The 13,509-nt window shown below is 69.3% G+C and carries 13 protein-coding genes; 11 read left to right on the top strand and 2 right to left on the bottom strand.

Annotation, left to right across the window (positions count from 1 at the left end; all coding sequences use genetic code 11):
- Window positions 1-112: 112 nt before the first annotated feature.
- Together QRN49_RS06650 and QRN49_RS06645 are read left to right on the top strand one after the other, a co-directional pair.
- Entirely contained in the window at window positions 113-637 is a 525-nt protein-coding gene (locus QRN49_RS06650; RefSeq protein ID WP_284754689.1) for an NUDIX domain-containing protein, read from the top strand.
- A 34-nt stretch (window positions 638-671) separates the two neighbouring features.
- Window positions 672-1,040, top strand: a complete 369-nt coding sequence (locus tag QRN49_RS06645) for a hypothetical protein (protein ID WP_282820092.1) — start codon at window positions 672-674, stop codon at window positions 1,038-1,040.
- 410 nt (window positions 1,041-1,450) lie between these two features.
- Here QRN49_RS06645 and QRN49_RS06640 read toward each other — a convergent pair whose 3' ends face one another.
- On the bottom strand, window positions 1,451-1,735 hold the full coding sequence (locus tag QRN49_RS06640; protein WP_282820093.1) for a hypothetical protein: 285 nt from the start codon (window positions 1,733-1,735) through the stop codon (window positions 1,451-1,453).
- 438 nt (window positions 1,736-2,173) lie between these two features.
- On the opposite strand from QRN49_RS06640, the gene QRN49_RS06635 reads away from it, so the two are divergent.
- The 9 genes from QRN49_RS06635 (at window position 2,174) to QRN49_RS06595 (ending at window position 12,641) form a co-directional block, all read left to right on the top strand.
- A complete protein-coding gene (locus QRN49_RS06635; protein WP_282820094.1) occupies window positions 2,174-4,372 on the top strand; it encodes a hypothetical protein in 2,199 nt (732 codons plus the stop codon).
- A gap of 266 nt (window positions 4,373-4,638) precedes the next feature.
- Window positions 4,639-4,977: a hypothetical protein gene (locus QRN49_RS06630; RefSeq protein ID WP_284754685.1), complete on the top strand. Its 339-nt coding sequence runs from the start codon at window positions 4,639-4,641 to the stop codon at window positions 4,975-4,977.
- Window positions 4,978-5,083: 106 nt separating this feature from the next.
- On the top strand, window positions 5,084-5,800 hold the full coding sequence (locus tag QRN49_RS06625) for a GntR family transcriptional regulator (protein ID WP_017887786.1): 717 nt from the start codon (window positions 5,084-5,086) through the stop codon (window positions 5,798-5,800).
- Between the two features lie 93 nt (window positions 5,801-5,893).
- Window positions 5,894-6,916: a sugar phosphate isomerase/epimerase family protein gene (locus QRN49_RS06620; RefSeq protein WP_284754681.1), complete on the top strand. Its 1,023-nt coding sequence runs from the start codon at window positions 5,894-5,896 to the stop codon at window positions 6,914-6,916.
- Window positions 6,913-7,866 (top strand): 3-hydroxyacyl-CoA dehydrogenase family protein, encoded by a 954-nt coding sequence (locus QRN49_RS06615; protein WP_209080737.1) that lies wholly within the window; start codon window positions 6,913-6,915, stop codon window positions 7,864-7,866. The genes QRN49_RS06620 and QRN49_RS06615 overlap by 4 nt, the downstream gene beginning before the upstream one ends.
- Window positions 7,867-7,882: 16 nt before the next feature.
- Window positions 7,883-8,668: an SDR family NAD(P)-dependent oxidoreductase gene (locus QRN49_RS06610; RefSeq protein WP_284754678.1), complete on the top strand. Its 786-nt coding sequence runs from the start codon at window positions 7,883-7,885 to the stop codon at window positions 8,666-8,668.
- Between the two features lie 120 nt (window positions 8,669-8,788).
- Window positions 8,789-10,180, top strand: coding sequence for an MFS transporter (locus tag QRN49_RS06605; RefSeq protein ID WP_284754676.1), 1,392 nt, complete (start codon window positions 8,789-8,791; stop codon window positions 10,178-10,180).
- A complete protein-coding gene (locus QRN49_RS06600) occupies window positions 10,177-11,883 on the top strand; it encodes a dihydroxyacetone kinase family protein (protein WP_284754674.1) in 1,707 nt (568 codons plus the stop codon). The genes QRN49_RS06605 and QRN49_RS06600 overlap by 4 nt, the downstream gene beginning before the upstream one ends.
- A complete protein-coding gene (locus QRN49_RS06595) occupies window positions 11,880-12,641 on the top strand; it encodes a triose-phosphate isomerase family protein (RefSeq protein WP_284754672.1) in 762 nt (253 codons plus the stop codon). Before QRN49_RS06600 ends, QRN49_RS06595 begins: the two co-directional genes overlap by 4 nt.
- Here QRN49_RS06595 and QRN49_RS06590 read toward each other — a convergent pair.
- Window positions 12,634-13,476 (bottom strand): NmrA family NAD(P)-binding protein, encoded by an 843-nt coding sequence (locus QRN49_RS06590; RefSeq protein ID WP_284754670.1) that lies wholly within the window; start codon window positions 13,474-13,476, stop codon window positions 12,634-12,636. The genes QRN49_RS06595 and QRN49_RS06590 overlap by 8 nt on opposite strands.
- Window positions 13,477-13,509: the final 33 nt, after the last annotated feature.

Genomic DNA, 13,509 nt, shown 5'->3' with positions numbered 1-13,509 from the left:
GTTACCGTCCTGCTCCGACCACTGGAACCCCTCGTCCACGTCTCGGTAGCCGATCCGCCGCCGGACGCCGCATGTCGACGTTCCGCGTGCCGGTTCGTCCTACGCTGGCGGTGTGGACGAGTGGTGGGATCTTGTTGACGCGGCCGGGGTGCCGACGGGTGGGACGTTCCGGCGCGGTGACGCGGGTTGGCCGGGCAGGGCGTTCCATCTGGTGGTAACGGTGTGCGTCTACCGAGCCGACGGAACCGTCCTGCTCACGCAGCGGGCTCCGACGAAGGAGTTCGCCTTCGGGTGGGAGTTCCCCGGTGGGAGCGCGTTCGCAGGCGAGACTGGTCCTGCAGCTGCGTGCCGAGAGCTGCTCGAGGAGACCAACGTCACCGTCGAGCCCGAGGCGCTGCGCCGCGTCGGCCGCTTCACCGAGGAGACGGCGCTCGTGGACCTCTTCGTCGTGCAGGAGCCGAATGGGTCCGCGGTGCGAGCGGATCCGACCGAGGTGATGGATTCGCGCTGGGTCTCCCTGTCGGAGGTCGCCGCGCTTCGTCAGAGTGGGGTGATGGCAGAACCATGGGGGCCGCGGCTGGATGCGCTGTGGCCAGCGGCGATGGCATCGATCCTCGCTGCCCGCATGGCACTCTGATGACATCCGAGAGACGGACCAGAACAGGAGCCCGATGGCGTCCCGCATCCGACGCGCACCGCTCGGCGACCGCGGCGCGCTGTGGAACCTCGTCCTCATCTGGGTCGTCATCGTCGTCGGGCTGCTCGCCGCGATCGGCTGCGTCGGCTACATCCTGAACGAGAGCCTCATCTCGTACAGCACTTGCGCCGCCCGCACCGTTTCCTGCGGGGATGCCGGCTGGTACAGCAGCATGGGCCTCACCTTCTTCGGCGGCTTCGCGGCAGTCATCACCGGCGGTGCGTTCGGCATCCGCCGCCACCACCGCGCCGGCGGCGTCTGGTACCCCCTCGCCGGCCTCGGCGGCGCCCTCTTGCTGACCGCGGTCGCCGTCGTCATCCTCAAGGCGGCGACGAACACGTAGATCGCTGCACCTTGCCGTCGTGGCAATCAGGATCGAACGGCCGCAGTCCCCGTTTCATTGAGCCATCGGCTACCGGTCACGCTGCGCTGACTCGGCCTGCTGCGGACGTTGCTGTTCTCGACCAGCACGCGGACCCGCCACGAAGAGGACCGACCCAGCCATGGCTGCAGCGACTGCGGCGGCGAGCAGAGGCTCCCAAGCGGTGAAGCCCGTGACCGCGGCGACGACGGTCACGACGAGTAACGCAACAGTCACTGGGCCGAGTATCCAACCCACCCAGATGTGAGCAGCTGCACTTGGTGTCGGTTTTTTCGCCTCGCTCCGCGCCGACGATTTCTCGTGGGTGTGCGCGCACCAGGACGGTCGTGGACGGAAAGACCGACAGCACTAAGCAAGCGGCTTGCTCTGAGCTAGCTCCGTCGCTGGTGGGCGATGGCGTACAGGACCGAGGCAGTAGCAGCAGTCAGTCCCATCAGGAGGATACCGATGGCCGCGAGGGCGCCACCCCATACAAGGGCCGGATTCAGTGCCGAGCACGGCTGCCATACACCAGCGTCAGGCGTGAAAGACCCGACCTCGCATCCGCCGTTCTGAACGAACGCGGCGATCACCCCGCCGAACCCGACAGCAAGGCACACCATTGCGAGAACGCCCAGCACGCTGACCCACGCGCGGCTTCCATTCGACAGCTTCATAGCTTGGAGCGTAACGCCCGTCGGCACCTGTCGTCGCTGAAATCGAAACGTACCTCGATCCCAGCAGTGCGACTCGACGCGATCTGAGACTGCGTTCAGTTATTTTTGTCAGACCTGACTCTGAACTGGGGTTTCTTCTCCCGCCCCCCTTCTAGGGGGCATCACCGAAGCTCAGCTCATTCTTATGCTTTGACAACCAACAGCAAGGGGCTGTTGGCCAGAACTTTAGGGGAATCCGTGCGCTCGTTGATGCACTCTCCGCGGTCGAGGACCAGAGGCATCGGCGCAGCAGCAGCCGTTGTCGTTGCACTCGTCGCGTCCTTGCTAACCGTTGCGCCTGCGCAGGCGCTGAGCGAGACCGGTAGTGGCGGTGTGTTCGTGCCGGCTACCGGCCGTGCCCTCGACACGCTGAAAGGTACGGGCGGGTACAGCACCCCCATGCCTGCCAACACGTGGCGAACCGTGAAGATCGCCGGTCTCCCAGGGATCCCGGACGATGGGTCCGTCGGCGCTGTGTCGCTGAACGTGACCGCAAGCGGCACCACCGGTTACGGCACCGTGTTCGGGCGCCCGGACGCTGACACGTCGCGCACGATGATGATGATCTACAACGGCAACCAGGGCGACTACGTCTCGAACTCCGCCGTCGTCGCAGTGAGCGCAGCTGGCACCATTCAGGTGCAGACCGAGACCGCCGCTCGCCTCATCTTGGACGTACAGGGTTACTACACGGCAAACACCGACGGCACCGCGGCAGGCGGCTTCGTTCCCGTCGCGGGCAAGCGCATCGTCGACACTCGCTCCGGGCTCGGCGCCCCCAAAGCGCTCCTCGCGCCGGGCAAGAGCGTCGACATTCAGGTCACCGGTGCCAACGGCGTCCCCGCTGGCGCTTCCGCTGCAGTCGTGAACCTGCTGCCGATCAACACCGCCAGCTCCGACGGATACCTCACCCCTTACGCCACGGGTGAGACGCGTCCGGCAAACGCGCTGCACTACGCCCCGTCGGCGAACACGTCGATCCAGGCGCAGGTCCCGCTGTCTTCAGACGGGAAGATGACGGTGTACAACGGCTCTTCGACCGCGAACCTCGTCATCGACCTGCAGGGGTACTTCACCGCCGCCGGTAACGACGGCGCGACTTTCACCCCGGGCGTCGGACGGGTGTTCAACTCGCGTGCTGCGGACAGCGCCATCCTCGCCAAAAACGAAACCCGCGCGATCCCCGTCGCCGGTATCGCTGGAGTTCCTGTCATGGGCTCCGGTCTCACCGCTGTTGTCCTCACTCTGACCGCTCTGCATGGCGGCAGTGACGGCCGAGCATCCGTCTGGGCCAATGGGACGACGCAGCCGGACACGACATCGATCAACTTCCTGACCGACGAAATCCGCACCAACACCGTTACCGTCGGCCTTGGCGCAAATGGCAAGATCAACCTCAGCAACATCGCCGACCCCACCAACTACGTCATCGACGTCCAAGGTTGGTACAGCAGCCCCAAGGCCGCGACGATCACGTGTGCCTCACCAGCAGCTGATGGCGCTGTGCTGACCGAGACGCCCAGCGCACCAATCAGCTGCACCGTCAGCGCCGGCCCCGCTCGACAGTCAGACGAAGCTCTCGTCGTTCTCATCGATGGCGGCGTGGACACTGCCACCCTGCCCCTGTCCTCGACTGGCGCCACGAAGCAGTCGTTCAGCATCCCGAACACAACCGGACAGCACTCGATTGCCGTGGATCGCGTCGGCAGCGACGTCACGGTCCCAGCCGAGTACACGTTCACAATCGGCGACTGGCGACAGAATCACTATGACAACTCGGCTGACACACTCCGCGAAACCTCGCTCACACCAGCCCTGTTCATCGACGCCACCGACACTCCATTCCCGGAGGACGCGCAGTACCGGTACTCGGTCTTCTCGGACTACGAAGGGGGCAACCCGATCGTCGTCAGTGACTGGACCGACGACGAATGGGTGGCGCCGACTGGCGTTCTGCAAGACGGAGCAACCTACTACTGGTCTGCAGAGGTGCGTGGAACGTATAACTACGCAGGCGACCAAGACACGATCACGACACCCCGATTTGGACTCTCCCCGTCAGCGACCGTGAACGACGATGTGACTGACCTTCCAGCCGGTGACAACGACTCGGAGCAGTCCAACGTCAACTGCGACCCTGACACGGGAATCTGCTCAATAGCCGAGGCCGACATGGGCTACACCGGCTGGGGACCCGCAAAGCGGACTGTCATCAACAAGACGCTGGTGGAGAAGAAGCACCGGGTCAAGATCAAGGCGATGTACTGCGAGGCGTGGGGTTCGCAGCCTTGCGATACCGATACGAGTGCAACAGTCGGTGTGTCCATCGGCCTCGGCCTGGGCATCTCGCGCAAGACCGTCGCCGCGTCATTGGATATCACTGCCAACGCGTCCGTGACCTTCCACTACGGCTGCCACGCTGGTCCGCATCGCGGGGTGCAGGCATACGCCACGGGGCCGAAGTACAAGTACAAGGTTAAGTCGGTGCGCTACTGGATCGGTGGCGGACGCCAGACCACCCAGAAGGACGTCAGCACGAGCGGCTGGAAGACGGCCTGGGAACCGCAGGGCGTCGCGTGCGTTGAAAGGAAGCTCTGAGGTCAAGAGCTCACAGACGACGCGCGGGGCGGGACAGCGATGAGCTGTTCCGCCCCGCGCGTCGTTCAGCTCAAGTGAACGAGCGGACCCGATGAACTCCAGGTGGTGCTCAACTCCCGTATGAGCCGAGACCGCACGTGTGTCTCGCTTCCTAACGGTCGCGAGACGTCTCGTCAGCGTCGCGGTCGCGTTCGTCGCTTCCCACGAAATCCGGCTAGTGGCGGTCTCGTAACCAGGCCGTTCCAGAGACCGTTGCGGGCTTCGTCGTGAACTTCCTCGGCTGGGGAACCGGTGTCGGTGTCGGGACCGTCGTCGGGGTGGGGCTCGGAGTGAGGGTCGGTTCCGGCGTCGCCTCGTCCAGCGGCGTGGTCGGCTCTGCCTGGACGGTCGGCGCGGCGGTGTTCGGAGCGGACGTCACTGGTGGCGCCGTCGGCGCCGTGGTGGTCTCCGCGGGCGCGGAGGCGGCGTCCGCTGGCGCGCTGGCAGCGAGGACCGTCACCGCCGCCAATGCGGTCGCGGTGAGTGCGAGGAGGAGCCGCGAGGCTCTGCGCACGGTCCGTTCGGGTCGGGCCATGGTGATTCCGTTCTTCGGGTGTCGTCGATGACGCAGCGGGTGCCCGCACGAGAATAGGAGAACTTCGCTCACTTCCGACAGCTTGTAGGAGCCGGTCGCACAGGATCCTCGTTTCATGGATTCTCTAGGATCGACCCATGTCCACGACCATGCCCGGCTTCGGGACGGAGCGCATCACGCAGCTCGGCCTGCGCGACCGCGTCTACGACCGGGTGCTCGAGGTCCTGATGGGCCACGACGTCGAACCGGGCATGCGGCTGTCGATCGACGGCCTGGCCCGCTCCCTCGGGGTGTCCCCGACCCCGGTGCGCGAAGCCCTGGTGCAACTCGAACGCACCGGCCTCGTCACCCGTGAAGCGAACAAGGGCTACCGGGTCTCCCCGCCCCTGGCCGGCGACCAGCTCGAGGCTCTGTTCGACGCCCGGCTCATCGTGGAGAGCGGCGCGGTCGAGCTCGCGGCCCGCGGTGACGTCGACGGCCTGCGCGAGCGACTGGCGGCAGCGCTCGACGAGCAGGCTGCGGTGGCCGCCGAGGTAGCGTCCGTCGGTGCTGCGCACGCGCCGGAGGAGCTGATGGCCCGCTTCTTCCGCAGCGACTGGCAGTTCCACCAGCTGATCTTCGACGCGACACGGAACCCGTTCCTCGAGGAGATGTCCGAGATCATCACGACGCGCGTGCACCGCATGCGGCAGATCGTCGAGGGGGGCGGGGACGACACGGATCGTGCGGTCCAGGAACACCGGGCCATCCTGGAGGCGCTGGCTGCGGACCCGACGTCGGCCGTCGCCGCGATGCGGCTCCACATCGACGCCGTCCGGTTGCGTTCGCGCGCGGACGCGTCCCACACGAGCTGAGGCGGAGGGGTTGCGTTCCGGCGTCGTGCGAGTATCTTTCCTATAGGAAAGAGGTTCACCGCTGAACCACCACGACATGCAAGGGAGCATTCCGTGACCACTCCACAGGACTGGGTCGACCAGGATTGGGACCCCACCACCTGGACGTCGGAGACCTGGCCGATCGCCGCGTGCCTGCACGGGTTCGCGCAGGTCACCCGCGACGGGACGGCCTTCCACGACGCCCCCGCCGAGGTGTGGGACGAGGTGTTCGGGCAGATCGAGGCCGTCGGCTTCTCGCTCGCCGAACTCGCCGACAGTCACATCCGGCCCGCTGACCTCGAAGCCTCGCGACGCGACGAGCTGTTCGCCGTCGCGAAGGCGCACGGCATCGGCATCCCGTCGGTGCACCTGCAGCGCAAGAGCGTCATCCAGCCCGGGCACGAGGACGAGAACCTCGCGTACGCCCACCGCACCATCGACGCGGCGGCCGAGTGGGGCATGCAGGTCTTCTCGACCGGGCTGCACCAGCCGTTCACGGACGCCCAGAAGCGCGCGCTGTGGTTCTGGACGGCGCCGGGCCCGAAGGACCCCGACGACGCCGAGGTCTGGGCCGCCGCGGTCAAGCGACTGCGGGAGCTCGGCGAGCACGCTGCGAGCGTCGGGCTGCCCATGGCGCTCGAGCTGTACGAGGACACGTACCTCGGCACCTCCGACAGCGCGGTCCGCCTGGTCGAGGAGATCGGGCTCGACAACGTCGGCCTGAACGCGGACGTCGCGAACCTCATCCGCCTGCACCGTCCCGTCGAGGACTGGCGGGAGCTCTTCGCGAAGACCATGCCGCACACCAACTACCTGCACGTGAAGAACTACACGCGTGACGAGGCCGGCGACGGCAGCTGGGCGACGAGCGCGCCGAGCACCATGGAGACGGGCCTCATCAACTACCGCCAGGTCCTGCGCGACGCCGTCGCCGACGGGTTCCGCGGGATCGTCATGACCGAGCAGTACGGCGGGGACAGCCTCGGCGTCTGCGCCACCAACCAGCAGTACATCCGATCCGTCCTCGCGACGACGAAGCTCGACGCGACGGCGACCCCGACTGCAGCAACCAGCACCGAAGGAGCAATCCGATGAGCACCCTCGACATCGCCGTCGTCGGGTCCGGCTACATGGGCGGCGGGATCGCCCAGGTCCTCGCCCTCGCCGGCCACACCGTCCGGATCGCCGACGTCTCGGCCGAGATCGCCCAGCAGAACCTGGAGCGGCTGCTCGGCGAGACCGCACAGTTCGTCTCCGACGGACTGTTCCCCGAGGACGCCGTCGAACGGGTCCGCGCACACCTGAGCGCCGCCGAGTCGATCGAGGCCGCCGTCGCCGACGCGGACTTCATCGAGGAGGCCGTGCCGGAGAAGCTCGAGATCAAGCACGCCACGCTGCGCCGCATCAGCGAGGCCGCCCGCCCCGACGCCGTGATCGGCTCGAACACCTCGACGATCCTGATCGAGTCGCTGGCCGAGGCGGTCGTGGGTCCGGAGCGGTTCCTCGGCGTGCACTTCTCGAACCCGGCACCGTTCATCCCCGGCGTCGAGCTCATCCCGCACCCGACCACGAACGAGCACGCGATCGAGGTCGGCGAGACCGTCGTCGCCGCGACCGGCAAGCAGTCGGCGCGGGTGAAGGACTCGACCGGGTTCGTCCTGAACCGCCTGCAGTACGCGCTGTTCGAGGAGGCCACGAAGATCGCCGACGAGGGCATCGCGAGCCCCGACGACATCGACACCATCGTGCGGACCACGTTCGGGTTCCGCCTGCCGTTCTTCGGCCCGTTCGCGATCGCCGACATGGCCGGGCTCGACGTCTACGCGTTCTGCTTCGAGTCGCTGCAGACCCGCTGGCCCGAGCGCTTCGCCACCCCGCCGTCGCTGCAGCAGCACGTCGACGCCGGTGAGCTCGGCACGAAGTCCGGCGCCGGGTACCTCGAGGTGCCGGCCGACCGCACGCCCGAGCTCGTGGCCTACCGGAACAAGGCGTACGTCGCGATGCAGAAGCTCCTCGACGAGCTCGGCCCGGCACCGATCCACTGAGCCCGGAACACGAACCATGAGCACGCAGAACCAGTCAGCCGGCCAGCACCAGGACCGCACCGTCGTCCTCACCGGTGCCGCCTCACCGCGGGGCATCGGCCGCGCCACCGCCCACCACCTGGCCGAGGCCGGGTGGGACATCGGGATCATCGACCTCGACCAGACGGCGAGCGAGCAGGTCGCCGCCGAGATCCGCGAACAGCACGGTGTGCGGGCCGTCGGTGTCGGTGCGAACGTCGCCGACGAGTCCGCCGTCCGTGCGGCCTTCGACACGATCGAGGCCGAACTCCGGCCGATCACCGCACTCGTGAACCTGGCCGGGGTCTCCTCCGCGCACGCCTACCTCGACCTGCCCGAGGGAGAGTGGCACCGGGTGCTGTCGATCAACCTCGACGGTGTGCACTTCGCCAGCCTGCGGGCGGCGGAGTCGATGGTGCGGTCCGGCTACGGGCGCATCGTGAACCTGTCGTCGGTCTCCGCCCAGCGCGGCGGCGGCACCTTCAGCAAGACCCCGTACACGGTGGCGAAGGCCGGCGTGATCGGCCTCACCCGTGGTCTGGCACGCGAGCTCGGCCCACGCGGCGTCACGGTCAACGCGATCGCCCCCGGTCCGATCGACACCGACATCATGGGCGGCACCCTGTCCGAGGAGCGGAAGGCCGAGATGGCCGCCGACGGCGTGCTGCCGCGCATCGGCACCCCGCGGGACATCGCTGCCGCCATCGCGTACCTGATCAGCGAGGACGCCGGGTTCGTCACGGGCCAGACGCTCAACGTCGACGGCGGCCTGTACATGCACTAGGGCCAGCCGCCCACGGAACGCGCGCCGACCGGGCGACGCGATCCGTGCCTCCCGTCCGGACGACCGAACCGACCGCCGGACGCCAGAACGACCGCACCGTGCTCGCAAAGGAGCGAACCCGTGTCACTACCCCCTGCCCCCTCGCTCGGGTCGACGAACGACCCCGGCCTGAAGTCCGCCATCGGCAAGGCGACGAAGCACCTCATGCCGATGCTCGTCATCCTGTACTTCGTCGCGTTCCTCGACCGCACGAACGTCGGTTTCGCCGAAGAGGCCCTGCGCGTCGACCGCGGCATCTCGGACGCCGCCTTCGCCCTGGGCGCCGGCATCTTCTTCATCGGCTACGCGATCTTCGAGATCCCGTCGAACCTGCTGCTCAAGCGGTTCGGTGCGCGCTTCTGGCTCGCCCGGATCGCCGTCACGTGGGGCATCGTCGCCGCACTGTTCGCCTTCACGACGAACGACACGATGTTCATCATCCTGCGGTTCATCCTGGGCGTGACCGAGGCCGGGCTGTTCCCGGGCGTGATCATGTACCTGTCCGAGTGGTTCCCGAACAAGGTGCGCGTGCGCATGTTCGCGATCTTCTACCTGGCGCAGCCGTTCTCGCAGATGATCGGCGCCCCGCTGTCCGGCGGCCTCATCAGCGTCGGCGACCAGGTCACCCCGTTCCACGGCTGGCAGGTCATGTTCGCCGGCGAGGGGATCCTCGCGGTGCTGGCGGGCATCGCGGCCCTGGTGTTCCTGACGAACAGTCCGCAGCAGGCGAAGTGGCTCGAACCGGGCGAGAAGGCGTCGCTCACCGCGGCCATGGAGCGCGAGGACACCGCCCGCAGCGAGGACGGCCCGAAGGGCATCTGGCGCGCGATGGCGAGCGGGCGCGTCTGGTACTTCACGATCATCTACTTCTGCCTGCAGGTCGCCGTCTACGGCACGACGTTCTACCTGCCGCAGCAGGTGTCCTCGCTGCTCGGCCAGGACGTGGGCTGGCAGGTCGGTCTGGTGTCCGCGATCCCGTGGCTCGTCGGGCTCGTCGCCTGCTACCTGATCGGGTCGCGTGCGGACTCCGTCGGACGCCGTCGTCGCTGGGGCACCCTGTTCTACATCACGACCGGTCTGTCGATCCTCGGGTCCGCGTGGGCGGGTGCGAACGGGCAGCCCGTGCTCGGCATCCTGTTCATCACCCTGGCCGTGGCGAGCTTCCTGGCCGTCGGCCCGATCACCTGGGCGTACCCGACGGCGTTCCTGACCGGTGCCGCGGCGGCCGCGGGCATCGGCCTGATCAACTCGCTCGGCAACCTCGGCGGGTTCGTCGCCCCGATCATGCGCACCGCGATCAACGAGGTGGTGCCCACCGACAGCGGTGCGTTCGGCATCGTCTCGCTCGGCGTCCTGGCGTTCGTCGCCGCGGTGATGATCTTCTGCACCAAGTTCTTCCGCGGGGCCAAGGCCGACGAACTGCTCGACACCTCGCACGTCCGCACCACCGACCCGAAGGGCAGCAAGCGATGACCAGACTGTTCAACGACCCGGCGGACTTCGCCGACGAGGCGACCGACGGCTTCGTCGCCGCGAACGAGCGGTGGGTGCGGAAGGTGCACGGCGGCGTCGCCCGCGCCACCACGAGCCCCGACGGCACGGTCGCGGTCGTGATCGGCGGCGGCTCGGGCCACTACCCCGCGTTCGGCGGGCTGGTCGGACACGGACTGGCCGCGGGTGCCGCGATGGGCAACCTGTTCGCCAGCCCCAGCGCCCAGCAGGTCACCGGGGTCGCGAAGGCCGCGGAGCACGGTGGCGGTGTGCTGCTCAGCTACGGCAACTACGCCGGTGACGTCCTGAACTTCGACGCCGCGGCGCGCACACTCGAGGCCGATGGCATCCCGGTGCGGACGGTCCGCGTCACCGACGACGTGACGAGCGCCCCGGCCGACGACCGCGCGAAGCGCCGCGGCATCGCGGGTGACCTCTGCGTCTTCAAGGTCGCCGGCGCCGCCGCCGAGCGCGGGGACGACCTCGACACGGTCACCGCCGTCGCCGAACGGGCGAACGACCGGACGCGCAGCTTCGGCGTCGCGTTCTCCGGGTGCTCCCTGCCCGGCGCCGAGGAACCCCTGTTCACGGTGCCCGAGGGCCGGATGGCGGTCGGCATGGGCATCCACGGCGAGCGGGGGATCGACGAGACGGACGTGCCGTCGGCCGACGGGCTGGCCGAGCTGCTGGTGTCCCGGCTGCTCGACGAACTGCCCGACGGCGTGGCACTCGAGGGCCAGCGGGTGGTCCCGATCCTGAACGGTCTGGGCTCGGTCAAGTACGAGGAGCTCTTCGTCGTCTACCGCTCGGTGCAGCGGCGCCTGGCGGACGCCGGGGTCGTCATCGTGGAGCCCGAGGTCGGCGAACTCGTCACGAGCTTCGACATGGCCGGGGTCTCCCTGACGCTGTTCTGGCTCGACGACGAGCTCGAGGACCTCTGGGCAGCACCCGCGGACACCCCCGCCTACCGCAAGGGCGGTGCCGTCGCCGAACAGCGCGTCGACCCGTCCACCGTGGCGGCGGACGCCGAGGGCGTCGGCATCGGCCCGGCGACCGACGAGTCCCGTGCGGTCGCCGAGCAGGTCGCCGCCGGGTTCGCCGCGGTCCGCGCCGTCCTCGACCAGCACGCCGACGAACTCGGGCGCATCGACGCGGTCGCGGGTGACGGCGACCACGGCATCGGGATGCAGCGCGGATCGCACGCCGCCGACGTCGCAGCCGCCGACGCGGTCCGCCGCGGTGCCGGTGCCGGCACCGTCCTGCTGATCGCCGCGGACGCCTGGTCCGACAAGGCCGGCGGCACGTCCGGTGCGATCTGGGGTGCCGCCCTGGAGGCGCTGGGTCGCGTGGTCGGGGACGACTCGCGTCCGTCTGGCGCCACCGTCGCGCAGGGGGTCCGCGCGGCCACCGAGGCCGTGCTCGCGTTCGGCGCCACCGTCGGCGACAAGACGATGGTGGACGCCCTGGTGCCGTTCGACGAGGTGCTCCGCACCCGGCTCGACGCCGGGGCGGCGCTCGCCGAGGCCTGGGGCGACGCCGTCCGTGCCGCCCGCGAAGCCGCGGACGCCACGGAGTCCCTCGTGCCGAAGATGGGCCGGGCGCGCACGCACGCCGACCAGGCCGTCGGCACCGCGGACCCCGGCGCGCTGTCCTTCGCCCTCGTCGTGGAGACGGTCGCCCCGTGATCACCGTCGGGGTGTCGCTGAAGACGTACTTCTCGCACGCCCGGACGCTGTCGTGGGCGGCCGAAGTCGCCGACATCGCCCGGCGGCACCCCGCGGTGCGCTCGGGTGCGGCGTCGCTCTTCGTGGCGCCGACGTTTCCGGCCCTCGTCCCGGTGCGTGACCTGCTCGCCGGCACCGGTGTGCAGCTCGCCGCGCAGGACCTGTCGTGGGCCGACGCGGGCGCGTTCACCGGCGAGGTCTCCGGCGCCGAACTGCGGGAGATCGGTGTCGACCTGGTCGAGATCGGGCACGCCGAACGGCGCTCCCTGTTCCACGAGGACGACGCGACGATCGCGGGGAAGGTGCACGCGGCGTTCCGGAACCACCTGCGTCCGCTGGTCTGCGTCGGGGAGCCGGACCGGGCCTCCGATCCGACCGAGGCCGTGGCGGCGGTGACCGCGCAGCTCGACCGGGCCGTCTCGACCGCCGTCGCGGACGGTCTCGCCGGCCCCCTGACCGTCGCCTACGAACCGGTGTGGGCGATCGGCGCACCGGCACCCGCGCCGGACGACCACATCGTGGCGGTGCTCGACGGGATCGAGCAGCACCTCGCCACCCGGCCCGAGCTGCACGGCAGCACCGTCCTCTACGGGGGCAGTGCCGGACCCGGCCTGCTCACGCGGGGGCGGGGCCGGATCGGCGGGCTGTTCCTCGGACGGTTCGCCCACGACCCCGCAGCGGTCGAGGCGATCCTCGACGAGGTCGCGGCGCTCAGCTGAGCTGGTCGCGGACCGGCCGTGGGGCGCGACCGAGCAGCTCGCCGAGCAGCGGATCGGTGCCGGCGAACAGGCCCCGCTCGGCGGCCTGGTACATGCCGAGCAGGAACCCGACCATGTGCGGGTCCTGCCCCGCGGCCAGCGCACGGGCACGCCACTCGTCCTCGCCCAGGGCCTCGAACCCGATCGTCCGACCGGACACCTCGGACGCCTGCCGAGCCAGGTCGGCGAACGTCGGCGCGTCCGGAGCGGTGAGCGTCACCGGCCCGTCGAACGGCTGATCGGCGAGCAGGATCGCGGCGGCTGCCTCGGCGGCGTCCTCGCGGGCGGTCCACGACACCGGACCGTCGACGGGGACGGACACCGTGCCGGTCTCCTGCCACGGTCCCGTCATCCAGGCGGCGCTGTGCGCGTAGAAGCCGTTCCGCAGGCTCGTCCACGGCAGCCCGGAGTCGCGGAGCAGGTCCTCGGTGGCGGCGTGGTGCGCGGCGGGCACGAAGGGCGAACCGTGCGCGGCGCCCTGGTGGCTCGTGTACAGGACCCGGCCGACGCCGGCGTCCACGGCTGCGTCGACCGCGGCACGGTGCAGCGCGACGGCGTCGGCGGCCGGGTCGCTCGACGAGACGAGCAGGAGCTGATCGGCGCCCGCGAAGGCCGCCGGCAGGGTCTCCGGTTCGGCGTAGTCGCCGCTGCGGACCTCGACGCCGCGGTCCGCGAACCGCTGTGCTCGGGCCGGATCACGGGTCACCACCGCCAGGTCGGACGGCGCGAGGTGCTCGAGCAGGTGGTCGGCGGTCGCGCCGTTGAGGGCTCCGGTGGCCCCGGTGATGACGATCATGACTTCTCCGTATCGGTGGAAACAGCGCATCGG

This window comes from Curtobacterium sp. ME-Dv--P-122a (genome assembly GCF_030209645.1).
Classification (GTDB): Bacteria; Actinomycetota; Actinomycetes; order Actinomycetales; family Microbacteriaceae; genus Curtobacterium; species Curtobacterium flaccumfaciens.
The sequence above is the reverse complement of the archived record's forward strand: the minus strand, read 5'-3'. Positions and strand labels throughout refer to the sequence as shown.